Source organism: Hyphomonas sp. NPDC076881, assembly GCF_050269995.1.
Lineage (GTDB): Bacteria > Pseudomonadota > Alphaproteobacteria > Caulobacterales > Hyphomonadaceae > Hyphomonas.
On the sequence record NZ_JBNNJJ010000006.1, the window covers coordinates 1 to 26909 of the forward strand.

Genomic DNA, 26909 nt, shown 5'->3' on the forward strand with positions numbered 1-26909 from the left:
GCTCCGCTCAGCGGGCCTTGACCACCCACCCCCAACCAGAAAGAAAGGCGAACAGAGTCTCCAATTAAACGGCCCGGATCAGGGGGCTGGGTCAGATCAATTGATGGCCGAGGTTAAAGAGTTGAAGGCGGCTGACCAGGCCATTCGCAACGAACTGGACAATCAGGTATCGAAACTTAAATCGGCCATTGAATCGCAACACGGCTCTCACAGCCTAGCAATTGACGACATCAGAGAAACACTAACGTTGCATGCTACTGGAGGTATCGACTTAACGCTAAGCGGCTCGGTATTCTTTTTTGTTGGGGCGGTTCTCGGTACACTTCCGTATTCAGTCATTAGATGGCCCTATGAGGTATCTTGGGAAGTTTTGAGCTGCCTAGGCTGCTAGTCTCGAAAGTACATTTGCCGTTTTTAGCCTGCATCGCCTATAGGGCTCCTAAGCAAGATAACTGTTGCCCCAGCAAACCAGTGACGGCCGGGTAGAACTGAGGTAGACTGACGTTATCCACAGGAATTCTGACAGAATCGGGACTCATACCGAATAACGATAAAATGTTGTTGGCATTTTTGATGGCCCAGACTCAAGGGTCGGATTTTTCCATTACAGAACAGTCGCTTGCGAGGACTTCGAGTCCGGCCAGGGGCACCATTCAGCGGTTTCAGACGGTCCGAGATAGTTTGAAGCTCAATGAAATAGTCAATAAATTCAATGATTAGGGTCCAGGGCGGTCCGGAGCCGTGCCTCGGCATGTGGGGGCATTCAGACAGCTTTGCGGTGGGCAGCGGCGCGGCAACATCCCGCTGGCTGGCCACGACTTCGGGCGGGGCCGGGCCATCTGGTCCTTTGAGGCGGTCTGGGGGCTTTGGGAAAATTGGCCCGGTGAGGCTTGCCGCATCGGGCGCGACGCTGCCGGGGAGTTGGTCAGGCGGCCGTGCAGCGGCGTTTGGCGATGAGGGCTTCAAATTTGCCCGCTTCCATGGCGGCGCCGAAGAGGTGGCCCTGAAGGTATTCACAGTGCATGCCTTCAAGATACGCTGCCTGCGTCTCGTCCTCCACGCCTTCGGCGATCAGTTTTGCGTCAAATACCTGTGCCAGTTGAGCCACGGAGACAATCAGCTTCCGCGCCCGCTCATCCTGTACGGCATCCTCGACGATCGAGCGGTCAATCTTGATGCGGTCGATGGGCAGGTCGAGCAAGGCCCTCAGATTGGAATAGCCTGTGCCGTAATCATCCAGGGCAATCCGGATACCCTGGTCCTTGAGGGCCTGTATATTGATGCGCGCGCGGCCAAGATCGTGAATGATGCTCGATTCGACTATTTCTATACAGACTTTCTGGGCAGGAATGCCGGACCGCCGGATGAGGCTGAGAAACTCATCCGAAAATCCGGGCCGGACAATCTCAAGCGCCGATGCGTTGAAGCTGACAAAATCCAGAGGGCCAGCGAGGATGATATGCCGGAACGTTTCGCACGCCTTTCGGACAATGCCGAAATCAAGCGCGGAAATGAGACCGCATTCCACGGCGATTGAAATGAATTCCTGCGCAGGAATCCTGCCCAGCGCCGGATGAGACCATCGCGCCAGAACCTCTGCGCCGATGATGTTGCGCGTTCGGGCATCCACGATCGGCTGATAGACGGGATAGATGTCCCCTTTGGCGATGGCCTTGCGGAGATCCCGTTCCAGGGTGAGGCGGCGGAAAGTGCGCAGGGCGAGCGCGGCATCGAACAGGCGGACCTGTTCCCGGCCCTGCTTCTTGGCTTCGATCAGCGCGGTATCAGCATTGAGCAGTAGGGATTCGGCGTTCTTCGCGTCCAGGCCGTGAACAGAAAGACCGATGGATCCGGACACGGGGATCAGTTTGCCATGAATCCGGGTTGAGCGAAAAATCCGATTGCGCTGTACACTGATGTGTTCGACGAGTACATGGGGCGCGACGCGCGGATGTTCGAAGAGAATTGCAAACTCGTCGCCCCCCATTCGCCCGACACTGCGGACGCCGGGCCAGGACACAAGGCGCCTGGAAACGGCGCGCAGTATCGTGTCTCCGGTCTTGTGGCCGTAGCTGTCATTTATGAACTTGAACCGGTCGAGATCCAGATAGGCCACGCACAGGATCCGGTCGGGTGGCAGAGGAGCGTTCAGCGCGGCGCCGAGATCCAGATCAAAGCCGATCCGGTTGCGCAGGCCGGTCGCCGCATCGGTATGAGCCGCTTTGGTGGCGGCCGATTCCGACTGCCTGGCAAGTTCCAGCCGCTCTTCCAGAGCGCGCATCCGCGCCGCATCCGGATGCCGGGCGGGCGCGACAACAGCCTCATGCTTCCGGATGGATTCCTTTGCTTGGCTTGATGCTGCGTCGGCGACATCCAGTACACTGAGAACAATGCCTGCGATGATCCTTTTGCCCGACGGCAGTGTAACCAGCCGCCTGACCGTCAGGAGTACGGTTCCGGTGATCAGGGTCTCCTCATCCAGGCTTTCTGCGCCGGCAATGACGCGCCGCTCGGCGTCCCGTATCCGGTCCAGGCAGGAGGGATGAGTAACGATGCTGTCGTCTTCGCCGATCAGATCCGCCTCGCCTGCCAAGGCCTTGAACGCAATGTTTGCGTATATCCATCGATGCGCGTCGTCCTTGGCGAAGACGGGATAGGGGGAGGCATTGAGGAAAGCCTCGAAAAATGCCTGATCCGTCATTTTCTGGAGCCGGAGCACGCTGACGTACCCGGAAGATTTTCCGGCATGAACACTCTTTCGATGATGCGGGCTGCATCTTCCGCATAGCGCCAGAGACGCGGGCCATCTTCCGGTTCGAAACGGCGGGGAATATCATCAAGCAAGCAGAAGCCCCCAATCCGGAATTGTCCGCCCACAGTCAGGGGCGCGCCCGCATAAAAGCGGATGTGCGGGGGATTGCGAACTTGGGGATTATTGCAGAAGCGGGGATCATCAAGTGTGTTTTCGACAATCAGCAGCCGCATCCGCCGGATGGTATGATGGCAAAATGCCATATCGCGCGGAATGTTGAAATCGCCGAATCCAACGCTTGATTTGATCCGCTGGCGTTCTGAATCGATCAGGGTCACAAGCACGATCGGTACACGGAATTCAGCAGCGGCTTCCTGGGTCAAGGCATTCAGGTCCGGAATGGCAGGGCCATTGAGGATGCCGAGATCATTCAGGAACTCCGCGCGCTGCGTTTCCGTGCGGCGGTCCCTCTCGGTTTGGGGCGGGGAAGCGATTGTCATGGCCGGAATCCGGGGTAGGGTGAGCTAAATCTTACCCGGATGATATCGCCGGACTGAGATAGTTTCTCGCAACGCACAGGCGCGCTCAGCTCTGAGCCCGCCGCAGCGGAAGCGAAGGTGAAACTGTCGGGAGCGGGGAAGGGAAAGTGTTGTCTCAGCCGCGCGGTGCTGCCGGAGGCATCCAGAACCGTCACCGCAAACCCATTGCCTGTGCCATCCAGATAAATGAGGCCCTTGCCCCGGGGCCTTCGGGTCAGGTGGCGGCCATCTCTTGTCTTCATCGGAACACCCCTCCAGAGCGGATTACGCGGGACTTCCGGTCCGGTTCCATTCCAGGTGGGATATTTTGCGGGCGGCTTAAGCCGCTCTTGCAGGCAGCTCTGTTTCGGGAGGAGAGGCGCCTGAAAGGTGGATGGTGAGCAGCTCTTCCAGCGGATTTGCGGGGCTGGCCTGCGGTTTCAGCCGGCCGGCTGCTGATTTTCCGGGTGTTTGGGTCATCAGGGCAACCAGGGCTTCCCGCCCGCGGCTCACCCGGCTTTTCACCGTCCCTTCGCTGCACCCAATGATTCCGGCGGCTTCTTCATAGCTGAAGCCTGCGGCCAGCACGGTGATGAGGGCTTCCCGCTGCTTTTCCGGCAGGTGGCGCAGCGCGTCCTGCATCACCTGAAAGTCGCAGGTCCATTCCTGGGCGCCAGGGGTCGTCAGAGCGGTCTCTGCATCCTCCGGCGCTAGGGAAGAGGCGCGCCAGGCCTTGCGCTGGTGCCCGGTATGAAGGTTACGGATGATGCGGAACAGCCAGGGCCGCATGGGGGCGCCGGGAATGAAGCGCTCGCGTGCGGCCCACGCCTTGAGGCAAGCGTCCTGAACGATATCATCTGCCAGATCCTTGTTGCGGCAAAGACTGCGCGCAAATGCGCGCATCTGGGGGAGCATCGCCTCCAGTTCATCGACAAAAGTTTTATCCGTTGGTTCGCAATAGGGGGCCTGCAATGTCATGCTCCGGACTTGTCTGCAACCGCACGCCGGGTCTCTTCTTCCCTCAGTGTCCTGATCAATGCAGTGAACCGCTCCGGGAGAGGTTCGTTCAGGATGGATTCAAAGTCCTGCCGCATTGCCTCCGCAGAAGAGTCGCGCAGCCAGGAAACCTTGCTTTCAGCGCAGTTTGCGCCATTGCACGGAAGGGAGAACAAGCGGGCAGCCACTGTTGGAATTCCTATGACATCGATCTTGTCGAGCTTCTTCCGCCCGGTCTTTTTTCTGCTTCTTGCAGTTTCCACCAGTGTGCGCAAAACAGGTTAACAGAGTATTTCGCGGCCAAATTGGCGGCGCAAAAAAAGATATATATTTCAATGGGATATCTTGCAAACAAAAAGTTGCCGGCGCGGCTTGGCGCGCCGGCAATCAGGTACAAGATAGATGGCATAGCATCAGATGCTACATGAGGGGGTACGTGTGACCAGAAATACCGTTCCAAGATTTTTTCATCGAAATGAATTGTGTCACGGATCCTGCCGTAAGATTTTTTGCGAACAACTTTCAATATCAACTCTCACCGCAATACGGGGGTGTACAGATGAATAAATATTCACATGGATGGATCCAGTCTTGTCTTCCAACTGACGTAAATAATTGCGGCGCAGCGAAATGAAGTTTACCGTTTGTAATTGATTCGTCCGGGGGGACGATGCGTGGTGATCCGTCCACGCTGCGGAATGAGACGCAGTATAAAAATATAGCGTCTGAAATGGGCGGTTTTAAATCTGATGCAGGTGGGGAGGCCTGTCCGGATGCGCGTTCTGCTTATCGATGATGATCCGCTCATCGCGAAAACGCTCCGGCTCGGCTGGCCAGACAAGGCAGACACGATTGAGGCCTGCCGGACATTCGAGCAGGCCAAGCCCATCATCCTCTCCTCTCGCCTGAAAACATTCGATTGCGTTATCCTGGACCTTCATCTGCCGGATGCCACGGGCGCAGAGGTGCTCGCTGAGATCAGGCGCAACAGCGACCTTCCAATCGTGATGCTGTCGGGAACAGGGGACGCCGATTTCCGCGCGGAACTTCTCATCATTGGCGCCGATGACTATGTGATGAAGCCGGTTGGGCTGCGCGAATTGCACGCCCGCGTTCAGAAACTTGTGCGCCGCACGTCCATGACGCCGCCGCCCTCGGCGCGGTCACGGATATTCATAGGCAAGGTGATCTATGATCCGCTGACCCGCCGATTGACCGGCGTGGATCAATCAGCGGAGCTGACGCATGCAGAGGCCGGCCTTCTGGATGCCATGATCCTTGCAAGCGGCGAAGTGGTGCACAGGGACGATCTCTATCTGCGCGCCTTCGCAAGGTCTTATCGCGACGGGGAAAAGGTTCTTGAAACCTATATCGGAAGGCTGCGCCAGAAACTTTCCGATCTCGGGGAGGACGGCGGCACACGCCTTCTGACTGTTCGCGGCCTGGGGTACAGGCTGGCGTTCAATCAGATTTCCGAAGACGATCAACAGCCGGCCGCAGGCAAGGAGCCTGAATAGCCGAACAGATGTTCCAGTTTCTCTCTCAACTGGAAGAATCTGTAAGGTTTGCTGAGAAGCTGCGCGCCTCGGATTTCGCTCCGGCTGTTGAGCACTTCCATCGCCGCATATCCTGACGTCAGCAGTACCGGCAGGTCCGGATTAAGCTTGCGGGCAGCCTCTGCAAGTGCGATTCCGTCAATTCCGCCAGGCATCACGATATCGGTGAACAGAAGATCTATCGTCTTGATTTCTGAAAGAGTCTGGAGCGCCGCATTTCCATCCGTGACCGATTGAACCTCGTGCCCAAGGGATGCCAGCATTCGAGAAACATGCCGCCTGACGAGCGGATCGTCTTCAACGAGAAGGATACTTAACCGGGGGCCTTGCCGAAACTCTTTGTCCGGACTGTCTTGTGGCATGGAGAGGGCCCGCGCGGTTTCCGGTCGCCTTATAATCGCTCCGGTTGCGAGTCTCAAGGGTGTTCTTGGGCCGTCTCAGGCCGCCAAGGGCGGCGTGTTGTGTGCGGGGCAATTCTGGCAGCCGAACTGTCTTGCCAGGTTGATCCGGCTCTCTACGGAGCTTTTCGTATCCCCCTGCAAGGTGGCAATCTGGCTGACATCGAGATTGACAACCGCATGAAGCAGCGCCGCTTCCCGGACCGGGAATGGCAGGCAATGAACCTTCTGGGGCGCGGTTTCCACAGGTTTTGTCTCCCCTGCGCCGTGCAGCGACATCAGCTCCTGCCGGAGGTAAGAATAGGCCAGAGGGAAGGGGATGGCGTTCATATCAATCGAGCCGGCCAAGTTGATAAACCGAGAAAGCGCGATCTCCACAAACACATCGGCTTGGGTTTTCGATTGCGTCAAAAGGCATGCCAGCGCGCGCAACTGGCGCACAGTGTCTTCGATAGAACAGGGCTGGTCCAACTCGAGGGTACTCAGCATGACGATGTTATCCCAGTTTGATTACATCATATTAAGGATGAAGGTGCCCGGCGGGTAGTCGGCGAAAGGTCTAAAAGGGTCTAATCGGGCCCGTGGCATGCCGCCCATTCCGCCTCGCCAAGCCTGGTAAACTGCGTTAGCGATCCAGGGCTTGCTCTTGGCGGAGCGGGCAGGGAGGGCGGGGATGAGCAATAGCGGTAACGGACGCGCAAGGCCCTATCAGGGGCTGGTGGCGGGGTTGGCGGCTGCGTCATCACGCATTTCAACATGACAGGCTGGATCGACCCGGAGCGGGTTGATGCCAAAGGGGGCGCCCGTGGCGGCTGACGAGATGGATGACACGGGCACGCAGGCAGATATGCGCCGCAGAAGGATCAGGGCTCTGGCGCTAAATGCCCTGAAGCAGGGCCGGGTCGAGGAAACCGAAGCATTTCTGCAGGCGGAGAATCTCTCCGTCGTGCAGCTAACCCAGGATGTTCTGGTTCACCAGGCCGAACTGGAAATGCAGGCCGAAGAATTGTGGGAAGCAAACCTGCAACTTCAGAAAGCCAGGGAGCGCTTCAGCCGCTTTTTCCGGTTTCTTCCGCATCCGGCCATTATCATTGATCCGGTGACGGCGACCATTAAGGATGCGAATGAACAGGCTCGCACGCAGTTCGACGTGGAGGGTGGCACGCGCGGGGTGGGCGCGCTTCTGCGCCGGCTTGGGCAGGGGCGCAGCGCGCAGGACCTTCTCGCGAGCGCTGTTGCAGAAGCGCATGTACGAGGTGAGGCGCAGCTGACGGATATCCGGCTTTTGCTCCGGTCAGGAGCGGTCTGGCGCGGCGGGATAACCTGGTGCGGATTGATGAAGACAACCGGAGCGGGGCGGTGATCCTGGCCGTGATCTCCGATGAGACAGAACGATACGCCCAGATTGACAGGCTATCGAGCGAAAGCCGGCTGGAAGGGGCATTCGCCAGCCTTCTTGACCTCGCCAACCGGCCCACCCTCTCGCTTGAAGCGGTTCTGCAGCAGGCGCCCGATATCGTCTTGGGGGCCATTGGCGAGAAGGCGGATGCCTGTGTGCGCATCCGGTTTGAGGGCCGCGAGTATCTGAGCAATGGATGGACCGAGCAAAGTGATCCGCACGTACTCCCCATCACGTCCAGGGCGGCCGGGGTGGGCACAATAGAATTTGGAATGCCTGAGGGCGGTCTCGCCGGGGAGCCGGCGGACAGCCGTTCACGGCCATCCCTGCGCACCTGCTGGCTGCTGGCAGACCTGCTCGGACGTATCATCGAAGACAGACAATTGAGGCGGGATCTGGAAAAGGCCGAGCGCCTCGCCGCGGCCGGTCAGATAGCCGCGGGTATTGCGCACGACTTCAATAATCTGCTTACGGCCATTCTGGGGGAGGCTGAGGCGATCTCGAGCGCAGATGCGCTGCCATCATACCTCAAGGAGGGGGCGGGCATCATTGAAGCCGCGTCGCTCAAGGCGGCGCGGTTGACGCATTACCTGCTGGCCTATTCGCGCCAGCAAGCCCTTGAGCCGGAGCGGGTGCGCCCCGTCCAGCTCATGAAGCGGTGCCTTCCGGGCTGGCAGGACCTGATTGGTCCCAAAATCAGTCTTCGCCTGGTGGCGCCCGCCGATGGCTGGGAGATTGAAGCAGATGCCGGGCAGCTGGAAAACGCGGTCCTGAACCTGATCTCCAATTCCAGGGATGCAATCGAAGAAGACGGCGAGATCGTGGTCACGCTTCGCAATCTAGATTTTGCCGGGCAGCTGGAACTGGGGCGGTCTCCGGAGCGGCCGGCGGCCGTCGTGCTCGAAGTCAGGGATACCGGCTGCGGTATGACCCCGGACGTGCTCGCCAAGGCGCAGGAGCCATTCTTCACAACCAAGGAAAGGGGAAAGGCCAGCGGCCTCGGGCTGAGCATGGTCACAGGGTTTGTTCAGCAAACGGGCGGCATGGTCGATATCGTTTCAGCGCCGGGGCAGGGAACCCGTGTGCAGATGTTTTTTCCGGCAAAGACGGATACGGGTGCGTCATGACAGTTCTCCCAATCATCACTGACGAAACCTGCGCAGGATACGAGCTGATCCTGAATCCGGTTTTGATTGCGGCGCGTGCCGATCTTTCGATCCGGCGGGCGAACGGCGCCGGCAGGCAGCTTTTTCCCGCTCAGCCTGGAACCTGGTACCTGCCGGGCATTCTATCTGAAGCCGATGTTGGCAGATTTGACGAGCTTGCATCCGGCCTGGGCGCTGGGGACAGGAAATCCATTCGTGTACTGGTCAGGACACCGGGAGAATATCGCGGCTATGTTCTGGAGGTCTGTCTCGTGATGCTGAAAGGCAGGGAGTGCCTCTTCATCAGCATGAGCGCCGATGTCAGCGACGCAAAAGCATCTGCACAGCTGCGAACCATGGATAGATTGCTTGGTTTGGGATGGTGGGAATGTGATGTCGGCTTGCAGGCCTTCTCCTGGTCTGACCGTGTCTACGATCTTATGGGTGTGCCGCTGGGCAGTCCGCCTCCCACATTTGAGGGATACATAAATCTCATTCACCCTGCTGATCGGCAGGCGGCCATTCAAGCTTACCAGCAATTCGTGGTCGGGGGCGGCGGTTCGATTGAGTTTCAATACAGAATTCTGCGCCCAGATGGCAGCGTTCTGCATATAAAGGGCTCCGGTGAACGTCAGCAGCAGGACGGAAAGGACGTCATTGTTGGTGTACTGCAGGACGTAACCTCGCTTGTGGTGGCCCGGCGCCGTGTGGATGAAGTAGAAGAGCTGCTCAAACTCGCCGGGGACCATGCGAAGTTCGGGGCATGGCATGTGGACCTGGAGACCGGCCGCCTGTTCTGGACAGAGCAGATCAAACGGATTTTTGGCCTTCCGGATGATTATGAGCCTCGCCCTGGCGCAGGCTGGAACTTCGTTGCCCGCGAATATCGCGGCGCGCTGAAGGTGGCATATGAAAACTGCATCTCCTCAGGGCAGGAATTCCAGCTTACCTTCGAGATCATAGATACAACGGGCCAGCGCGCATGGATCAGTTCTTCGGGCAGGGCAATCCGGGATGAGGCAGGCCGGATCGTCAGTATTCAAGGTGCCTTTCAAGACATAACGGCAATCCGGGAAGCGGAGGAGCGAACGGCCCGTTCTGATCTGGAGCGGGTGAAGATACTTCAGAGCATTTCGGATGCTTTCTTCGCCCTGGATCAGAATTGGCGGTTCACCTACATAAATCCGCAAGCGGAGAAACTTTTGCAGAGATCGAATGCTGATCTCATGAGCAAGAGCATCTGGGAAGAATTCCCGGGAGCTGCCGGGTCGATCTTTCAGGTCAATTATGAGCACGCCGTCACCTTCGGAGAATCCGTCAGCTTTGAAGAATATTTCGTGCCCTTGGAGGCCTGGTTTGAAGTATCAGCCTACCCGATGCAGGATGGCCTGTCTGTCTATTTCCGGGATGTGACAGCCCAAAGGCGGAGGGACGAACATCTCCGTCTGCTGGACGCCGCCGTTTCGCGGCTGAATGATATTCTTCTGATTACCGAAGCCGCCCCGCTGGATGCTTCTGTCGGGGGGCCGAGAATTGTCTATGTGAACGACGCCTTTGTCCGGCTTACAGGGTTCACCCGGCAAGAGGTGATCGGGCAAACTCCTAGAATTCTTCAGGGACCGGGAACCGACCGGTTTCAGTTGGACCGTATCCGGCGCGCGCTGGAGAATTGTGAGCCGGTCCGCGCCGAACTCGTCAACTATTCCAAGGATGGCAGGGCCTTCGATCTGGAGGTCGATATAGTTCCGTTGGCGGATCAAGGCGGAAATTACACCCATTGGGTGGCCGTTCAACGCGACGTCTCGGAAAGGAAAAGAGCCGAAGAGGCAAGGCGGCTCAGCGACGAGCGGTTCCGGCTCGTTTCCAAGGCCACCAACGATGTCATCTGGGACTGGGATATCGCGGCGAACAGGATTTGGTGGAGCGATGCCATCACGACGGTCTATGGTTATCCGTTCGGTGACGATCATGCGCACCCGGACATCTGGTCAAACCGCATACATCCCAGCGACAGGGAAGGCGTGATCCATCAGTTGCGATCTGTCATCACCGGCACAGGAAATGTATGGTCGGATGAGTATCGGTTCATGCGCGCCGACGGGACCGCAGCGATTGTATCCGACCAGGCTTTCATCATCCGCGACGAGACTGGAGTGGCTCTGAGAATACTCGGCAGCATGCGGGATATGACCGAGCAGCGCAGTCTGGAACAGAAGCTTCGCGAATCTCAGAAGCTGGAGGCAGTTGGTCAGCTCACAGGCGGCGTGGCGCACGACTTCAACAATCTGTTGACGGTCATTCTCGGAAACGCCGAGGAACTCTCGCATCTTCTGAGCGAGGACAGCCAGCTTCGTCAGATGGCGGAGATGACGGCAACCGCTGCGGCGCGCGGCGCCGAGCTGACCGCCCACCTTCTGGCCTTTGCGCGCCGCCAGCCGCTTCAGCCCATGGTGTCGGATCTCAACCGGCTAATTCAAGGCATGGAGGGATTGTTCCGGCGAACTCTGTCGGAGGATATCGACATTGAATTTGTCCGGTGCGCCGGCCTCTGGCAAACTGAAGTCGATCCGGGCCAGCTTGAGGTGGCGCTGCTCAATCTGATGGTGAATGCGCGCGATGCCATGCCTCTGGGCGGGAAGCTCACCATGGAAACGGCGAATGTCAGGCTCGACGAAGACTATGCTGCACATCACCATGAGGTGGCCTCCGGGCAATATGTCATGGTGTCAGTGACCGACACAGGCAACGGTATGGACGCGGTCACGGTTTCCCGCGCGTTCGAGCCTTTCTTCACAACAAAAGCGGCCGGCAAGGGCAGCGGCCTTGGGCTCAGCATGGTGTTCGGCTTCGTCAAGCAGTCGCGCGGCCACATCAAGATCTATTCCGAGATCGGAGAAGGCACGTCGGTAAAACTCTACTTCCCCAGATCCCACCTGGCGATAAGCGCCAGCGCCCCGATACAGGGCGAAGAGGTGGTGCTTGGCGGCGCGGAGCAAATCCTGCTGGTGGAGGATGACGACCTGGTGCGGGAACACCTGGCAAATCAGCTCGCCGGTCTTGGATACCGGGTGCTGCAGGCCGCCAGCGGGCCAGAGGCAATCGGCGTGCTGTGGGAAACTGCAGAGGTGGATCTTCTGTTGACGGATATCGTGATGCCCGGCGGTATGAATGGCCGCGAACTGGCCGAAAGGGCGTGTCACTTCCGTCCGGGCCTGAAGGTGTTGTTCACATCGGGATACACCGAGAACGCCATCGTGCACCACGGCCGGCTGGACCCTGGCGTAGAGTTGCTCAGCAAGCCATACAGGCGCAAGGAGCTCGCAGCCAAAGTCCGCAAAGTTCTGGACGGCGACAGCTAACGGGGGGGCAGGCGAGTGGCTCAGCAACAGAACTCCCGGCGCGGGCCTTTCCTGGGGCTCGACTCAAGAGCGACAATCCTCTTCGGCCTTGTGGTTGCCCTCTTCGGCTCCATAGTGGGGTATGTGCTGACGGCCTGGCTGGGAACTGCCGGCAAATTGGAGAGCGCTTTCATTGCCGGCTGCGCTGTAGCGGTCGTTGTCTTTATCCTTATGCTGGTAAAGCCCTCGCCAGTGCCTGCGAAGAAGGTCTCGAGGTACGCAACCGTCTTCTTCAGCCTTTATCTTCTGGCTGTCGGCCTTGCGGCGATCTGGGGCGGCAGTGATTTTTACAGCCTGCTTCCCTATCTCTTCTGGTATTATCCCTTGCTGGCCTACAGCAAGCTCAACAATGTCGGAAAACGCGCTGCCCTCCTTGATCGCGTGATGGTTGGTGGACCAATCATCCTGCTGCTGGTTTATGCCTCTGCCCATCCTGAAGTTCTTGAGCCTGATCTGCTGGGCATCCTCTGGGCGGCGGGCGTCTCGCATGCGGCTTGTGTCATCCTGCTGGGCCGGCTCGCCGGCTACAGGGAGGCGTTGGCAGATGCGCGGGCACGCGCCGAGGAAATCCGCCGGAGCGCGGATACCCTGAAGCAGAATGAAAGCCGGTTTCTCCAGGTCATGCATGAAGCCGGGCTGGGGCTCGGGATGATTGATCCGCATGGCCGCGTGGCCTGGGCAAACGAGACGGCAACCGGCTGGACGGGCAGAGGATCGATTATTTCTCTTCCGTATGCCGAGCTTGTGCCCGACCGTGAGAGACAGTCATGGCAAACGCAGGTCCGTCTCCTGCAGGCTGGTGACATCCCCCGCATCCGGTTTGAATATATCGTGGAGACGCAAAGCGGGCCGCGGGTCATCGAGAGCAATTTCTTTCTGGCGCCCCCCGCCAGCACGTTGCCGGCCGGCATCATTTTCGTTTGCCGGGATATTACCGATCTGCACGAACTGGACGCGCAGCTTCGCCAGTCCCAGAAGATGGAGGCCCTCGGGCGTTTGACAGGCGGCATTGCGCACGATTTCAACAACCTTCTCACCGTCATGCTCGGAAGCGCCGAAGCGCTGAAATTCCGCTTCGGGCCAGGCACTGAGGAGCATGAACTGGCCGAGATCATCGAAGAGGCTGGCGATCGGGGGGCAGGGCTGGTCCGGCATCTTCTGGCATTCTCGCAGAATCAGATGCTCAGACCACAGAGCATGAGCGCTTCCGGTCTCGTCAGGGCCTCCATTTTGCTGCTGAAGCCGGGCCTTCCCGAGTCCATAGAGCTTCATACAGACCTTGAAGATGGGAACTGGCAGATACTGGTCGATCCGGGGCAATTCGAAGCGGCCCTTCTCAACCTTACGGTCAATGCCCGCGACGCGATGCCCTCCGGTGGCCGGATTTCAATCAAGGTATCCCTGCTTGACGCGGGAACCGGCGATACTGGGGGCGTCAGTGGGGACCGGGTCGTCGTCAGTGTTTCGGATACGGGGGAGGGCATACCTCCGCAGCAGCTGGCAAGGGTGTTCGAGCCCTTCTTCACCACCAAGCCGGCGGACAAGGGTACAGGCCTGGGGCTCAGCATCGTGTACGGCTTTGTCAGACAGTCCGGCGGCGACGTCCAGATCCGGTCAAGAGTGGGTAGGGGAACGGAAGTGATGATGATCTTCCCCCGCCATTCCGGGAACGCCTGCGCGGCGTAGGGCCGTCTTTGATTTGCTGCCTGATCCTGGCCGCCTCAGTCAAAACCGGCGCGCAGGTCGCGCAGGGGATAGTCGGCCATGGGGTCGTAGCGGGAAGGGCCGCCGCTGCGGCGGGGAATGCTGGCATAAAGATGGAACAGGCTGGCGCGGAAGGGCGCGCTGTGATAGGCCTGATGGGCCTGCGTCCAGTCCCTCACCGTGTCGAGCGGTGTGCCGTGCAGGTAAGCCAGCGTGATGTGCGGCGTGAAAGGGTGCTTTTCCAGCGGGATGCCAAGACGGCGCGCGGCGCGTTCGCACTGGCTGGCGAGGGCACGCAGCTCGTCGCTCTCGCCGATCCGTGCCCAGACGGCGCTCGGTTCGCGCCGCCCGAACCAGCCCATGCCTTCCACGCGCATGTCAAAGGCATCGGCCTCTATCTCGCCGAGAAGTTCGTCCAGATCGCGGGCCTGCGTGTCGGAAAGCTCGCCATAGAAACACAGCGTCACATGAAAATTCTCTTCCGGGCGCCAGCTGGCGCCGGGCAGATCCTTCTGCAGCTTGCGCAGGGGCGCCGAAATCTCCGGCGGAACGGGAAGGGCAGCGAACAGGCGGTACATTCCGCCTGTTCACCACACTGCTCCGCTCATGAAAACCCGTGCCGGCGGCCGGCCGGGATTTTCAGGCTTATTTTCAACCGGAAAGAGCCTCCAGGCGGCCAAAATGCTCCGCCAGGAGATAATAGAAGGTCACGCGCGATTTCTGGCCCCCTTCGGCCTTCATCGTTTCGCAGACGGACTGGATAGCGGCATCGAGTTCCTGCTGCTTATGCGCCAGGCCCAGCTTGCCGCGGCACCATTTCTCGCGCACCCGGTCAAGTTCGCCCGAATCCGTGCAGGCCACGATCGAGCTGTCCTTGTTGCGCAGCGCGATTCCCAGATGGCCTACAATCTTTTCGGCGGCGGCCTGATTATAACCTTTACTGTATTTCTTGATGTTCTCAGCATAAGCAGAAGCATCAGCCATGAGTTTCCCCTTCTCATTTGATGGAACGCCTCCTGATGGAGGCTCTCCACACGGAGAGGTTTAACCCTCGCCCGTGCCGAGTCAATGATACTTAAAAGGCGGGCACGGCTACATTTGGACAGAATCAGGCTGGATTGAGGCATTCAAGTAAAATTCAAAAATTTAATACTCTATATTTCGAATTATAGAGTATGAGTACAATAAATACTTGTGCTTTCCCGCCGATAGATCCCCGTGCAAAAGAGTTGGTATGCCTGCGCAATCGCTAAACTGAACGCTTGATCCCGGTTTTTGTTGCGGATCGGATGCGAAATGCCCATATTCAATACCGAACGGCACCCTCGGGTTGCCGGGTTCACAAGAAAGGACTTGAAAAACATGAACGAATTCAACCGGGGCTTCGGCGCGGTCGATGTTCGCTCGATGGACACTTCGGTCAATGTTGGTCTGCGGACCTTCATGCTGGGTGTATATCAGAAGCTTGCGCTCGGCATCGCGCTGTCTGGCGGCGTTGCCTTCCTCGTCGGTTCGGGGCTCGTTCCCGGCCTGACGCAACTGCTTCTCGGCACGCCACTCTTCTACCTGTTCCAGTTCGGCCCGCTGGCACTAATCCTGGGCTCGGCCTTCCTGATGCGGAATCCCTCCCCGCTGGCAACCGGTATTCTTTACTGGACCATCGTGGTGATGCTCGGCGTCTGTCTGTCGATCTGGGTGGCCATGGCGGCCGCGCAGACCGGTGTGACCACACGGGGCGGCGCTGCGCTCAATGTCACCTTCATGACGATGACCAAGGCCTTCCTGCTGACGGCATCGGCCTTCGGCGCCCTCAGCCTGTTCGGCTACACCACCAAGGCAAACCTCCGCCCGATCGGCATCATTGCCGTCTTCGCGCTGTGGGGTGTGGTGGGCATCTCGCTGCTCAGCTTCCTGTTCCCGCCTTCGGGCATGTTCGAGGTCATCGTCCAGGTTGCCGTGCTCGGCATCTCGGGCGTGCTGGTGGCTTTCCAGACGCAGGAACTGAAAGAGGGCTACTTCGCCAATGAGGGGGATACCCGCTCCCTCGCCGTGATGACGAACTGGGGCGCCCTCAACTTCTTCATCATGTTCTACAACATGTTCACCATCCTGATGTCGCTGCTCTCGCGCGACTGACCGGGAAGGGGAGACCCTCAAATAAAAAACGCCCCGCGAGCCCGTCTCGCGGGGCGTTTCACATTTTGGCCGCATTGCAACATCCGCGGTCCTCGGCTAGGGGTCCGGCAGCTTGTTTCCACGACCATTTTCCTCAGGAGAAACACATGGCCCGCAATAAGATTGCGCTGATCGGCTCCGGCATGATTGGCGGTACACTTGCCCATATCGCAGCCCGCGAAGAACTGGGTGACGTGATCCTGTTCGACATCGCCGAAGGCCTGCCGCAGGGCAAAGGTCTCGACATTGCCGAATCCACCCCGGTTTACGGCGCCTCGGTCAATCTGAAAGGCGTCAACGACTATGCCGGCATCGCTGGCGCAGATGTCTGCATCGTCACCGCCGGCGTGCCGCGCAAGCCGGGCATGAGCCGCGACGATCTCCTCGGCATCAATCTGAAAGTCATGAAAGCCGTCGGCGAAGGCATCAAGGCCCACGCCCCGAACGCTTTCGTCATCTGCATCACCAACCCGCTCGACGCGATGGTCTGGGCGCTGCAGAAATTCTCCGGCCTGCCGGCCAACAAGGTCGTCGGTATGGCGGGCGTGCTCGACTCTTCGCGCTTTGCCTACTTCCTCTCCGAGAAGACCGGCGTGTCGGTGGCAGACATTCACGCCTGGACGCTGGGCGGCCATGGCGACGACATGGTGCCGATGGTGCGCCACTCGACCGTGGGCGGCCTGCCGCTGACTGAACTCGTCAAGCAGGGCTGGATGAGCCAGGGCGATCTGGACGCCATCGTCGAGCGCACCCGCAAGGGCGGCGGCGAAATCGTCAACCTGCTCAAGACCGGTTCGGCCTATTATGCCCCGGCCGAGTCGGCCATCGCCATGGCGAAATCCTACCTTGCCGACCAGAAGCGCGTCCTGCCCGTCGCGGCCTACCTCTCGGGCGAATACGGCCTGAAGGACATGTATGTCGGCGTGCCGACGCTGATCGGTGCAGACGGCGCCGAGAAGATCATCGAGTTCGACTTCAACGCCGATGAAAAAGCCATGTTCGAAAAGTCCGTTGCTTCAGTGAACGGCCTGATCGAAGCCTGCAAAGGCATTGATCCGTCGCTGGCCTAAGCCGGGCGATGATCATCGTTGAAGGCTATGTGCGGTTTGCGGATGCGGGAGATTTTTCCCGCATCCGCGACGCGGCCTTCGCCCAGATGAGTGCCAGCCGGGCCGAGCCTGGCTGCCTCGATTACACCTACGCCCTAGATGTGGCCGACCCGTGCCTGATGCGTGTGCTGGAGCGCTGGGAAAGCTGGCAGGCGCTGGAAGATCATTTTACCCGCCCGCACATGATCCCCTGGCGCGCCGCGTTGGCGTCCGTCTCGATTGAGGCGCGGTTACTCCACGCGCATGAGGCCGTTGACACGCGCCAAGTGTAACGAAACCTTCATTCAGCCAGATGCTTCCCGCGATGCCGCTCTCTGCGCTAAACGTCTGGTCTCGAACGAGTCCAGCAAAGGTGACCCCAGAATGCGTACATCCCTGATTTCCCTTGCCGTGATTGGCCTCACCGCGTGTTCGGCAGGTGCGCCGACAGAACTGACGGCAGCCCTCCAGGCAGGCCCTCCCGGCCCTGGCCACGAGATCGGCGGCAGCATTGACCTGGTCAATTACGATCAGGCGGCTGGAAAGCTGACGGTTGAGGGCTGGCATATGCTGACGCCGAAGACCCGCGATCAGGTCCTCAATGTCTACACCAACAATGCTGTTTCGGTTGAGAGCATCACCCGCCGGGAGCGCGCGGACGTGGCCGCCGCCATCGGCAACAATGATCTGAAGCAGGCCGGCTTCGCGCTCGTTCTGAATACCGAACCGGGAACTCCGCTCACCCAGCTCTGCATCTCGATGACGGACAAACATTATGGTGCCCGCGTTCTCAACGCGCATAGCTCCGATCAGCCGACCTGTTTTGGCGCCAGTTGATGGCAATTGGCCCGGTTATCGAGACGCCGCGCCTGATCCTGCGGCCTCCGGGGCCGCAGGATTTTGATGGCTTCTGCGCGCTGGCGGCAGATCCGGAAGCCGCGCGTTTCATTGGCGGGGTTCAGCCCCCGGAAACCGTGTGGCGGAGCCTCTGCGCCATAACCGGCGCTTGGACGATCAGCGGCTGCTCGATGTTTTCGGTCATCGAAAAGGAAACCGGCCAGTGGATCGGCCGGCTCGGGCCATGGCACCCGCATGGCTGGCCCGGTACCGAAGTCGGATGGGGATTGCTGAAATCGGCCTGGGGCAGGGGCTATGCGCTGGAAGGCGCAACCGCGGCTATGGACTATGCGGTCGATACGCTTGGCTGGCAGGAAATCATCCATTGTATCGAAGCGGAAAATGCGCCCTCGATCCGGGTTGCCGAGCGGCTCGGCGCCCGCAAGCTGCGTACCGTGCCCGCGCCGCCACCCTTCAAGGATATCGTCTGGAACATATACGGCCAGCCGGCAGACGGCTGGCGCGCGCGGCGCAGCGGCTGAGCCGCGCAAAGCAAAGGGCGCAGAGATCATTCTCCGCGCCCTGTCGCATGTGAGCTATCGCCGCGCGCTCAACGGATCACGCGCAGGCAATCATCATCCGTGTCCCGATCAAGATCGTATTTCAGGATGTCGCCGGTGCGGCGATGCAGATCAATTTCCAACTCGCGCCCATCGGCGGTGCAGCCTTCAATTTCCCACTCGCCATCATCGAGTTCGATCTCCAGCACATGCACCATGCCTTTCTGGCTTGCGATGTCGATCGCCTGCTCGCGGCTGATCGTGTCGGTGCCGGCAGACTGGGCAAGGGCAAACGGAACGGGGGCGGCGATTGCGGTGGCAATCAGGGCGGCAGAAATGCGCTTCATGGGGAACTCCTTGTTTTTTCTAATCGTTCTAACGTGTGAGCCGGGTCGGGGTTCCGGGCGGATGTGTGCAGGGGAGGAAATCCATCCGCCCGGCCCTTTCGCTGAAGGGAGGCTGTCCCTCAGCAATCGTCATCCTCATCGATCTCCAGGTCGAGGATCGCGCCGGTGCGGCCATGGATGTCGATCTCTATCTCGCGGCCATTCCGGGTGCAGCCTTCCAGCTCCCATTTGCCGTCATCGCGCTCGATCTCCTTCACACGGGTCATGCCCTCGGCGCGGGCAATCTGCACGGCCTCTTCGCGTGAGACCGTGACGCCGCCCGCGCCGGCGCCGCCACGCAGGCCATACTCATCTTCGGCCAGCGCAGCCGGGGCAGGGGCGGCCAAAGCCAGCACGGCCAGGCAAGCTGTCATCAGCGTCTTCATAATCATCGTCCTTCAAATTTCGGGTTGTTCTTGCGGGGAAGTTGAGCGTCTTTCTGCCCCGCAGGCCCTGAGCCCCTCCTGACACGCGCTGTCAGGTCGCTGTCAGTTTCGTATTCCCGGGCAGGCTTATGGCTCGCTTGCTCACTGACAGGGCGGCACCTATCATGGCGCAGTCCTGTTTTTCTGATGAGGCGCGCATGCAGAGTTTCTGGCGGGGAATCTGGAGGCTGGCCGGCATAGTTCTGTTCTGGCCGGCGGCGTGCGCCACCCCGCCGCAGTCTTTGCCGGAACCGGTGTCTGCGCCGGGGCGGCCCGCCGTGGAAGCTATGGTGTCGCGCAGCCCGGCGGGCTGGAGCGTGGACTTTGCCTTTCATCAGCGTGCCCCGGTCTGGGCCTTCACGCATTCTGCCCTGCTGCGCGATAGCCGCACGCCTTGGCGGCCTCTGCAATGGGAGGTCATCACGCCGGGCGTAATGCTCGATCATCTTGGCGGGCGGGATGTTCTGCGCATGCGTGATGGCGGGGATGTTCCTGCGCAGGTGCAGATCGCACTGCGGCCAGCCTCGGCAGGGGTGGAGGCGTCCTACAATCCCGCACTTGTCTTTTCCGATGGCGCTGTGGCCCTGTTCAGCGATCAGTTTGATATAATCCCGCTCGCTTCGATCGATACGGCCAGCCAATTACCGCCCGATCTGAGCGAGGCTGGCCTGCCGCCCGCCGAAGTGGACGTCACCTGGCAGGATGCTGCCGGACCGGTGCTGTTCAAGGGGCAGAGGCTTCAGGCGCCCTCTGCCCAATCGGCTGGTACCTATGTTTTGTTTGGTTCCCCGCCCGCCATTGAGACCGATCAGTTCACGGTGATCGCCGATACGGCCTTGCCTGAATGGATCCGGGAAACGATCCTTGTCTCAACACCAGAGATAATTAATCTTTATACAGATCGTTTGAGGCTCGCTCCGTCCGCAAGGCCCATGGTGTTCGCGAGTTGGAACGGCCCCACGCCGCGCCTCTACAGTATGGGCGGCAGCGTCATGGAAGGCCTTATTGCGATCGCGTTTGAAGGGGAGGGGGTGGTGGCCCCGTCTGAAGAACTCCGCCTGCAGACACAGCTGTTCCTGGCGCATGAAGCGGCCCATTTTTGGCTGGGTCAGCTTGCGGCGTATGAGCGTGAGGCGGATATGTGGATCACCGAAGGCGGCGCAGACCTGATGGCCGCCCGCGCGCTGGAAAGCCTCGCGCCGGATTTTCCGGTGAAAGACTTTCTGCAGACTGCGGTGGATGATTGCTCCGCCTATCTGCAGGATGGGCCGCTTGTCTCTGTCAATGAGCGCGGGCATCAGCGGGCGCATTATGTCTGCGGCACAATGTTCGCTCTGGTGGCAGAAGGCTTTGCCCGCAAGGCAGGGGTTGAAAGCTGGCTGGATGTGGTTTCCGGCCTGATCCGCGACAATGAGGAAGACCGGGTGATCAGCCGGGACGACTGGATGTCCATGCTGACCGGCTACGCTGAGCGCAGCGACATCGCGCCAGCCATTGTGCGCCTGATCGAGGAAGAAACGCCCGAGCCTGAAGCCGCCCTCTCCGCGCTGCTCACCGAGGCGGGCATCCGCCATGACCTGAACGAGGGCCGGATTGTCCTCAACTGATCTCTCCCGTACTGGCGGCGCGGCCGATGGACGGTGAGCGTCCGTTCAGTTTCGATCCGGACGTCCGGATAGGGGACGCCCTTGAGGCTGCCCTTGAGGCATTGCGCCTCGCCCGCCGGGAGCTTGCCGGAACAGACACCCAGCCAGAACGCTGGCGCTGGGTGGCACTCGGCCTTGTCAGCGCGCTGCAGGCCGCGCTGGTTGCCGCGCTTTCCGGCTATGCGTCCGCCCGGCCCGAGGATGTCGCCAACCCCTCCCAGTCAGACAGGGTGGCGCCGATTGCCCTGCTGCTGCGCCGGGCAAGGTCATCGGAACATCTCAACCCGCCTGAGCGGCTGGATCTCACCGGCGCGCAGGTACGCGGGCTTGAGGAACTCGTCGCCATGCGCAATGCCGCCGTCCATGGGCTCGGCTTTCAGGTACCGGAAAACCCCGCCGCCCTTGCCAGAGCGGCCGTGGCGGTCATTCGCCATCTGCTGTTGACCCATCCGGCGTTCGATATGTCCGGATTTGTCCTCTTCCTGTCCCTGATTGACCGGGAGTTGACCGCGCTGGGCACGGCTCTGGCGGCGAAAGTCCCCGGAAAGGCCTATGATTAACGCCAAAGTGACGCCTCATGGCGCATTTCTGGCGTCATGCGATTTTTCCGCCCGCTTGTCCTTTCTTGCCTCGCGCTCGCGCTGACTGCTGCGGGGCCCGATACCTATACGCGGCAGGATCTGGAGGCGCTGGAAAAGGAAAAGCGCGCTGCCGAACAGAAACTCGAGCAACTTCAGTCCACGGGCGAAAGCACTGTCCGCGATCTCAAATCGCTGGACCAGGATCTTCTCGCCGCCGCCGCCGAAGCGCTCCGGCGGGAGGAGCAGGCCGTCTCCGCTGAGAAGGCGCTGATCGATCTGTCGGTCAAACGGGAGAGGGCTTCTGCTCAACTCCTTGAAAATGAAGGCGCTTATGAGGATCTGATTGCCGCCCTCGCCGCTGCCAACCGGCGCCGCCCGCCCGCGCTCGTGGTCTCGCCTGGCCAGTCCGGCACCGCCATCCGCCGCGCCGTGCTGATGCAGGCAACGCTGCCGGAACTCAACGCCCGTGCCCGGCGCATATCCGGTGAGATCACCGCGCTCAACAAGCTGGAAGACCAGATCCGCACAGAACAGGCCCGCCTTGAGGCGGCCGAGGCCACCATCGCCTTGAAAAAAGAGGAAATCGAGCGTCTCGCCGCTGCCAAGCGCAGCCAGTATGAAGGCGTTGCCGGCGATGTCTCCGTCCTGCGCGCCCGCGCCGAAAAGCTGGGCCGGGAAGCCGATACGCTGCGCGACCTGCTGGCGGCGCTGGAATCCAGCGCCCCGGGCGCTCCCGGCATTAAGCCGAAACAGCGCCCGCAACTGGCCGCGCTGAAGCCAGCGGCGAAGTCCGCCGCGCCCGGCACAAAGACCGCGCCGATCAAAACTTCGTCAAAACCGCTGGGAAAAGCTGCCCTCGGCGGCCTGCTCCAGCCGGTTGCCGGCGATGTGCGCAACCGCTTCGGGGACAAGCTTTCTGGTGGCAGCACTGCAGAATGGGTGAGTTTCGAGACCCGCTCGGAAGCCCAGGTGGTCGCCCCGGCGGGCGGCACCGTCGAATATGCCCGGCCCTTCCGCAGCTATGGGTCGATGCTGATTCTGCGCACAAGCGACGGGTATCATGTTATTCTGACAGGGATGAGCCGGATTTACGTATCCGAAGGCCAGTCTGTTACTGCCGGTGAGCCGGTAGGGTTGATGCCTGATCGCACCGATCCGCCGCCTGAACTCACTCTGGAATTAAGGCTTGGCGACAGGGTGCTTAATCCTGCAGAGTGGATGATGCGTGGCGGCTGATCCGCCGTGTGAGGATGAAGATGGAGTGGAATATGCGTTCATTGCTGACCGGAACGGCCCTGGGTGGAGTTCTGGGAGCGCTGGCGGTGGGTTTTGCGGCGATGGCCTGGCCTCAGGGGCAGGACGTCAAGCCGCCGGAAGATCCGCGCGTTGCCACCTATCAGCAGATTGAGCTGTTCGCAGAAATCTTTGCGCGCGCGCAGCGGGATTATGTCGTCCCGATCGACGAGCGCGAAGCGATGGAGTCGGCCATCAACGGCATGCTGACCTCGCTTGACCCGCATTCCAGCTATATGAACCCGGAAGATTTCCGCTCGCTCCAGGTCCAGACCTCCGGCGAATATGGCGGCCTTGGCATCGAAGTGACGATGGAAGACGGCTTCGTGAAGGTCATCTCCCCGATCGACGACACCCCGGCCCAGCGCGCTGGCATCCAGCCGGGCGATTACATTACCGCCATCAACGGCAAGCCGATCATGGGCCTGACGCTGAACGACGCCGTCAAGGAGATGCGCGGCGAGAGGGGCACCGAGATCGAGATCACCATCCTGCGCGAGGGCGTTGACCCGTTCCCTGTGAAGCTGGTGCGCGATGTGGTGCAGCAGAAATCCGTCACCTGGAAGAAAGAGCCGGGCGACATTGCCTATATCCGTGTCTCCACCTTCAATGAGCGGACCGGAACCCTGCTTGAAGATGCCGTGCAGGCGATCAGCCGCGATATTGGCGCGAAGCCTGCCGGCATCGTGCTGGATCTGCGCAATAATGGCGGCGGCCTGCTCGATGAAGCGGTGAAGGTGTCTGATTTCTTCCTCTCCGGCGGCGAGGTTGTCTCGACCCAGGGACGCCGCCCAATTGATGTTGAGCGGCGCAACGCCACCAAGGCGGAAGTGTTCAAAGGCGTGCCTCTGGTCGTGCTGATCAATGGCGGTTCGGCTTCGGCATCCGAGATTGTCGCCGGCGCGCTGCAGGATCGCGGCCGGGCGCTGGTTGTGGGCACCACCAGCTTCGGCAAGGGGTCGGTCCAGTCGGTGATCCCGCTGGGGGCCGAGCGCGGCGCCATCCGTCTCACCACCGCGCGGTATTACACGCCGTCGGGCCGCTCCATCCAGGCGCTGGGGATCGAGCCGGACATCATGATTACCCAGGTCCGCCTGACCGAGGAAGAACTCGCCCGGATCCAACGCTTCTCTGAAGCAGACCTCCCCCACGCCCTCGCCAACGAGTCCGGCGCAGAGCGGTCCAAGCTGCGGATGCCGGATGAGCAGCCGCCCGAGGAGTATGAGGGCGAAGACTTCCAGCTCGAGCGGGCGATGCAGCTGCTGAAGGACGGCAAGGCTTCGATTTCACCCCTCGCCATGCAGCCTGATAAGGCCGGTTAACGATTTCCACTGCTTAAAGGCCCGATTGATTGAGGCCCGGTAAGCATCTGTTTGCCTCCTGTTAACCCTGCGCGGCGATTCTGAAAGCTGCTTTCCGCCGCCGTCAGATTTTCACGAGGTCGATACATGGGTTACCGGCAGTCAGAGCCGTCACCGCTGAAGTCCGGCCTCATGCATGCCGGCATGAGCCTCAGTGTCTTTGGCGGTCTCGCCGTGGCACTGGGCACGGGGATCCATATTACGGCTGACCCGGCAGCGGCTGGCCCCCGCCAGACGATTTCGCTGTTCGGCACCACCTCCACCGACGCGGATGAGAAAAGCGCCGCCTTCGCGGGAATCCGCGCCGCCGATTATGACGAAGACTATGCGCCGGCTGACTATCCCGCCTCCGGGGGGATGGACCTTGCTTATACCGAGCTGGATGGCGACGGCATGCGCATCGACATCACCGGCGGGCAGGGGGGGCCGATCGTGGCACCGGCAGCCGGCATCCGGATCAATGGCCGCCTCGTGCAGCCCGGCCAGTCCTTTGGCGAAGTGGCGGCCGGGGCGCCGTCAGGCGCTGCGGCCCCAGGCGCGCCCTTGAAACTCAACAGTGCCGAAACCGCCCCCAAACCCGCCAGCAAGGCCCCGGCAGATGTCTATGCCCGGCCATTCTCGAACCCGGAGGGGCGCCCGGTTGTTGCGCTGGTCATCGGCGGCCTTGGCATCAACTCCACCCAGACCAAGCTTGCGATTGACGCGCTGCCCGCCGATGTCACCCTGTCGTTTGCACCGGATGCCAGCCGCCTTGATTACTGGATCAAGATGGCCCGCGCAGATGGCCATGAAGTGCTGATCGAAGTGCCGATGGAAGCCTATGAGTATGGCCGGATGCGGATGCACCCGGACACGCTGATCGCCGGGGCCGACCAGAAGGCAAACCTTGCCAGGCTCAACCAGGTGCTTAGCCGTGCCAGCGGCTATTTCGGCGTCATCAATTATCAGGGCGCCAAGTTCGGCGCCGATACCGGGTCCATCGAGCCCATTTTCGACGTACTGGCCGAGCGCGGCCTTGCCTTCATTGATGATGGCAGCGTTCACAAGGCTTTCTTCGGCCAGGTTGCCGATACAAAGGGGCTGCGTTTTGCCCGCGCCGCCGGCCCGGTCGATACCCGCCAGTCCCCCCAGGACATCGCCGCCGAGTTCATGGAACTTGAAACCATCGCCCGCGCGCATGGCGGCGCCATCGGAGCGGGCTTTGCCTTTCCGGTGACGATTGAAGCTACTTCGCTCTGGATCGATACGCTCGGCGAGAAAGGCCTGGTGCTGGCGCCGGTATCCGCCCTCGTGCCGCGCTCGGCAGAGCCTGCTGCCCAGCCTTTGGCCGAGCGGCGCGAGCTTCGCACTGGCAGCGCGGGCCAGGCTGGTCTAAAAACCGGCGGGTGACCCAGCCCCGACTCGATCCCCAGCTTTATCGCGCCAATGTCGGCCTCGCCATGTTTTCGAAGGCGGGGCATGTGTTCATTGGCCGCCGCATCAATGGCCGCGGCCCCTTCCAGTGGCAGATGCCGCAGGGCGGGGTCGATCCCGGCGAAGATCCCCTGACCGGCGCCCTGCGCGAACTGGAAGAGGAAATCGGCGTGCCCGCCAAGCTTGTCGATGTGCTCGAAGAGACCACCGACTGGCTCTATTATGATTTCCCCCCAGACCTGAAGAAACGGATGCCGGGCCCGTATCTCGGCCAGCGGCAGAAATGGTTCGCTTTCCGCTTCAAGGGGTCTGACAGCGATGTGCGCCTGGATCGCCATACGCCCGAATTTGATGCCTGGCGCTGGGCCAGGCTGGAGGAGACGCCGGACCTGATTGTGCCCTTCAAGCGGCCCGTCTATCAGGAAGTGGCGACCCGCTTCCAGCAATGGGCAGAGCCGGTGTTGCCGGGCAGGGTGCCGCAGGGCTGACAGGATAGGGGGTAGGGGACATGGGCGATCTTCTGATGATCCACGGGGTAGGCTGTGACGGCTCGGCCTGGGACCGGATGAAACCCCTGTTTGAGGCGCGCGGCTGGACCTGCCACACGCCCACCCTGTTTCCAGGCCGGCGCGTGCGGGAAAATCCGCCCTCCAATCTCTCGGATCTCGGCCTGCAGGATTATATCGACGCGATGCGTGCCGAGGCGGCGCGCATCACGGCCGCCACGGGGCAGAAACCTGCCGTGATCGGACATTCCATGGGCGGCCTGATTGCGCAGGCCCTCGCCGAAAGCGGGGATGTATCCAGGGCTGTTTTCCTGACGCCCGCCCAGCCCAAAGGCTGCGCCGTGATTGGCCCTTCCGTTGCCTGGACCTTCTTCAACGTGATCCTGTCGCAGGATCGCAAGAAGGCCCACAAGGTCTGGAAAACCGGCTTCCGTTACGGCGTGCTCAACTGTGTGCCCAAGGCGCGTCATGACGAGATCTATGCCGGCGCGCTCTACGATTCCGGCCGGGTCTATGGCGACATCACCGATGGGATCGAGATAGACGAGAAAAAGATCACCCTCCCTACCCTGACGATTGCCGCGGGAAAAGACCGCGCCACGCTCGCCAGGGCCGTTCGTAAGGTCGCTGCCAAATACGCCGCCAGCCCCGTGCCCGGCGATTTCATCGAATATCCCGGTCATGCCCACTGGATCGTGGACGAGCCGGGCACGGAACAAGTCGTCGCGGATATTGCCGCCTGGCTCGCGCGCTGATCCAGGGCTAAAAGAAA

Annotated in this window: 28 protein-coding genes; 18 read left to right on the plus strand and 10 right to left on the minus strand. The window is 60.6% G+C overall.

Annotation, left to right across the window (positions count from 1 at the left end):
- Positions 1-391, plus strand: a 391-nt coding sequence (locus ACQKI2_RS07885; protein WP_427379146.1) for a hypothetical protein, incomplete at its 5' end; no start/stop codon positions are given.
- Positions 392-925: 534 nt separating this feature from the next.
- Here ACQKI2_RS07885 and ACQKI2_RS07890 read toward each other — a convergent pair.
- From ACQKI2_RS07890 to ACQKI2_RS07905, 4 genes are all read right to left on the minus strand, one after another.
- A complete protein-coding gene (locus ACQKI2_RS07890; RefSeq protein WP_427379147.1) occupies positions 926-2701 on the minus strand; it encodes a putative bifunctional diguanylate cyclase/phosphodiesterase in 1776 nt (591 codons plus the stop codon).
- Positions 2698-3252, minus strand: a complete 555-nt coding sequence (locus ACQKI2_RS07895; RefSeq protein ID WP_427379148.1) for a GAF domain-containing protein — start codon at positions 3250-3252, stop codon at positions 2698-2700. The genes ACQKI2_RS07890 and ACQKI2_RS07895 overlap by 4 nt, the downstream gene beginning before the upstream one ends.
- 357 nt (positions 3253-3609) lie before the next feature.
- The gene (locus tag ACQKI2_RS07900) at positions 3610-4248 is read right to left on the minus strand and encodes a sigma-70 family RNA polymerase sigma factor (protein WP_427379149.1); all 639 of its coding nucleotides are present in this window, start codon (positions 4246-4248) and stop codon (positions 3610-3612) included.
- Positions 4245-4364 (minus strand): NepR family anti-sigma factor, encoded by a 120-nt coding sequence (locus tag ACQKI2_RS07905; protein WP_427379361.1) that lies wholly within the window; start codon positions 4362-4364, stop codon positions 4245-4247. The genes ACQKI2_RS07900 and ACQKI2_RS07905 overlap by 4 nt, the downstream gene beginning before the upstream one ends.
- A 675-nt stretch (positions 4365-5039) precedes the next feature.
- Between ACQKI2_RS07905 and ACQKI2_RS07910 the strand changes: the two genes are divergently transcribed.
- Entirely contained in the window at positions 5040-5783 is a 744-nt protein-coding gene (locus tag ACQKI2_RS07910) for a response regulator transcription factor (protein WP_427379150.1), read from the plus strand.
- Here ACQKI2_RS07910 and ACQKI2_RS07915 read toward each other — a convergent pair.
- Together ACQKI2_RS07915 and ACQKI2_RS07920 are read right to left on the minus strand one after the other, a co-directional pair.
- The gene (locus ACQKI2_RS07915) at positions 5750-6184 is read right to left on the minus strand and encodes a response regulator (RefSeq protein WP_427379151.1); all 435 of its coding nucleotides are present in this window, start codon (positions 6182-6184) and stop codon (positions 5750-5752) included. The genes ACQKI2_RS07910 and ACQKI2_RS07915 overlap by 34 nt on opposite strands.
- 75 nt (positions 6185-6259) lie before the next feature.
- On the minus strand, positions 6260-6709 hold the full coding sequence (locus ACQKI2_RS07920) for a hypothetical protein (RefSeq protein ID WP_427379152.1): 450 nt from the start codon (positions 6707-6709) through the stop codon (positions 6260-6262).
- 298 nt (positions 6710-7007) lie between these two features.
- Between ACQKI2_RS07920 and ACQKI2_RS07925 the strand changes: the two genes are divergently transcribed.
- From ACQKI2_RS07925 to ACQKI2_RS07940, 4 genes are read left to right on the plus strand one after another with little or no spacing between them, the layout of a single operon-like run.
- On the plus strand, positions 7008-7583 hold the full coding sequence (locus ACQKI2_RS07925; RefSeq protein WP_427379153.1) for a hypothetical protein: 576 nt from the start codon (positions 7008-7010) through the stop codon (positions 7581-7583).
- Positions 7547-8746 carry an ATP-binding protein gene (locus ACQKI2_RS07930; RefSeq protein WP_427379154.1) on the plus strand — a complete coding sequence of 400 codons (1200 nt, stop codon included), beginning with the start codon at positions 7547-7549 and terminating at the stop codon, positions 8744-8746. The genes ACQKI2_RS07925 and ACQKI2_RS07930 overlap by 37 nt, the downstream gene beginning before the upstream one ends.
- The gene (locus tag ACQKI2_RS07935) at positions 8743-12123 is read left to right on the plus strand and encodes a PAS domain-containing protein (protein WP_427379155.1); all 3381 of its coding nucleotides are present in this window, start codon (positions 8743-8745) and stop codon (positions 12121-12123) included. The genes ACQKI2_RS07930 and ACQKI2_RS07935 overlap by 4 nt, the downstream gene beginning before the upstream one ends.
- A 15-nt stretch (positions 12124-12138) precedes the next feature.
- Positions 12139-13848 carry a two-component system sensor histidine kinase NtrB gene (locus ACQKI2_RS07940; protein WP_427379156.1) on the plus strand — a complete coding sequence of 570 codons (1710 nt, stop codon included), beginning with the start codon at positions 12139-12141 and terminating at the stop codon, positions 13846-13848.
- A gap of 35 nt (positions 13849-13883) precedes the next feature.
- Here the strand turns inward: ACQKI2_RS07940 and thpR are convergent, their stop codons facing one another.
- Positions 13884-14444 (minus strand): RNA 2',3'-cyclic phosphodiesterase, encoded by a 561-nt coding sequence (thpR, locus tag ACQKI2_RS07945; protein WP_427379157.1) that lies wholly within the window; start codon positions 14442-14444, stop codon positions 13884-13886.
- A 73-nt stretch (positions 14445-14517) separates the two neighbouring features.
- Positions 14518-14850, minus strand: a complete 333-nt coding sequence (locus ACQKI2_RS07950; RefSeq protein WP_291051963.1) for a DUF2853 family protein — start codon at positions 14848-14850, stop codon at positions 14518-14520.
- A gap of 378 nt (positions 14851-15228) precedes the next feature.
- Between ACQKI2_RS07950 and ACQKI2_RS07955 the strand changes: the two genes are divergently transcribed.
- The 5 genes from ACQKI2_RS07955 to ACQKI2_RS07975 all read left to right on the plus strand — a co-directional run bounded on the left by ACQKI2_RS07955 (position 15229) and on the right by ACQKI2_RS07975 (position 18508).
- Positions 15229-16002 carry a Bax inhibitor-1/YccA family protein gene (locus tag ACQKI2_RS07955; RefSeq protein WP_427379158.1) on the plus strand — a complete coding sequence of 258 codons (774 nt, stop codon included), beginning with the start codon at positions 15229-15231 and terminating at the stop codon, positions 16000-16002.
- A gap of 146 nt (positions 16003-16148) precedes the next feature.
- Positions 16149-17111 carry a malate dehydrogenase gene (mdh, locus tag ACQKI2_RS07960; protein WP_427379159.1) on the plus strand — a complete coding sequence of 321 codons (963 nt, stop codon included), beginning with the start codon at positions 16149-16151 and terminating at the stop codon, positions 17109-17111.
- Between the two features lie 8 nt (positions 17112-17119).
- On the plus strand, positions 17120-17422 hold the full coding sequence (locus ACQKI2_RS07965) for a putative quinol monooxygenase (RefSeq protein WP_427379160.1): 303 nt from the start codon (positions 17120-17122) through the stop codon (positions 17420-17422).
- Positions 17423-17513: 91 nt separating this feature from the next.
- Complete coding sequence (locus ACQKI2_RS07970) at positions 17514-17966, plus strand: hypothetical protein (RefSeq protein WP_427379161.1); 453 nt, start codon at positions 17514-17516, stop codon at positions 17964-17966.
- Entirely contained in the window at positions 17966-18508 is a 543-nt protein-coding gene (locus ACQKI2_RS07975) for a GNAT family N-acetyltransferase (RefSeq protein WP_427379162.1), read from the plus strand. The genes ACQKI2_RS07970 and ACQKI2_RS07975 overlap by 1 nt, the downstream gene beginning before the upstream one ends.
- Positions 18509-18576: 68 nt before the next feature.
- Here the strand turns inward: ACQKI2_RS07975 and ACQKI2_RS07980 are convergent, their stop codons facing one another.
- Together ACQKI2_RS07980 and ACQKI2_RS07985 are read right to left on the minus strand one after the other, a co-directional pair.
- Positions 18577-18873 carry a PepSY domain-containing protein gene (locus ACQKI2_RS07980; RefSeq protein ID WP_427379163.1) on the minus strand — a complete coding sequence of 99 codons (297 nt, stop codon included), beginning with the start codon at positions 18871-18873 and terminating at the stop codon, positions 18577-18579.
- A 119-nt stretch (positions 18874-18992) separates the two neighbouring features.
- Positions 18993-19286, minus strand: coding sequence for a PepSY domain-containing protein (locus ACQKI2_RS07985; RefSeq protein WP_427379164.1), 294 nt, complete (start codon positions 19284-19286; stop codon positions 18993-18995).
- Positions 19287-19495: 209 nt separating this feature from the next.
- Here ACQKI2_RS07985 and ACQKI2_RS07990 point away from each other — a divergent pair, with 209 nt between their 5' ends.
- From ACQKI2_RS07990 to ACQKI2_RS08020, 7 genes are all read left to right on the plus strand, one after another.
- Complete coding sequence (locus ACQKI2_RS07990) at positions 19496-20944, plus strand: hypothetical protein (RefSeq protein ID WP_427379165.1); 1449 nt, start codon at positions 19496-19498, stop codon at positions 20942-20944.
- 26 nt (positions 20945-20970) lie between these two features.
- Positions 20971-21543 (plus strand): hypothetical protein, encoded by a 573-nt coding sequence (locus ACQKI2_RS07995; RefSeq protein WP_427379166.1) that lies wholly within the window; start codon positions 20971-20973, stop codon positions 21541-21543.
- A gap of 36 nt (positions 21544-21579) precedes the next feature.
- Positions 21580-22800, plus strand: coding sequence for a murein hydrolase activator EnvC family protein (locus tag ACQKI2_RS08000; protein WP_427379167.1), 1221 nt, complete (start codon positions 21580-21582; stop codon positions 22798-22800).
- 32 nt (positions 22801-22832) lie between these two features.
- Positions 22833-24179, plus strand: a complete 1347-nt coding sequence (locus tag ACQKI2_RS08005) for a S41 family peptidase (protein ID WP_427379168.1) — start codon at positions 22833-22835, stop codon at positions 24177-24179.
- A gap of 126 nt (positions 24180-24305) precedes the next feature.
- Positions 24306-25607, plus strand: coding sequence for a divergent polysaccharide deacetylase family protein (locus tag ACQKI2_RS08010; RefSeq protein WP_427379169.1), 1302 nt, complete (start codon positions 24306-24308; stop codon positions 25605-25607).
- On the plus strand, positions 25604-26119 hold the full coding sequence (locus ACQKI2_RS08015; RefSeq protein WP_427379170.1) for an RNA pyrophosphohydrolase: 516 nt from the start codon (positions 25604-25606) through the stop codon (positions 26117-26119). Before ACQKI2_RS08010 ends, ACQKI2_RS08015 begins: the two co-directional genes overlap by 4 nt.
- Positions 26120-26139: 20 nt before the next feature.
- Complete coding sequence (locus ACQKI2_RS08020; protein WP_427379171.1) at positions 26140-26892, plus strand: alpha/beta hydrolase; 753 nt, start codon at positions 26140-26142, stop codon at positions 26890-26892.
- Positions 26893-26909 lie beyond the last annotated feature (17 nt).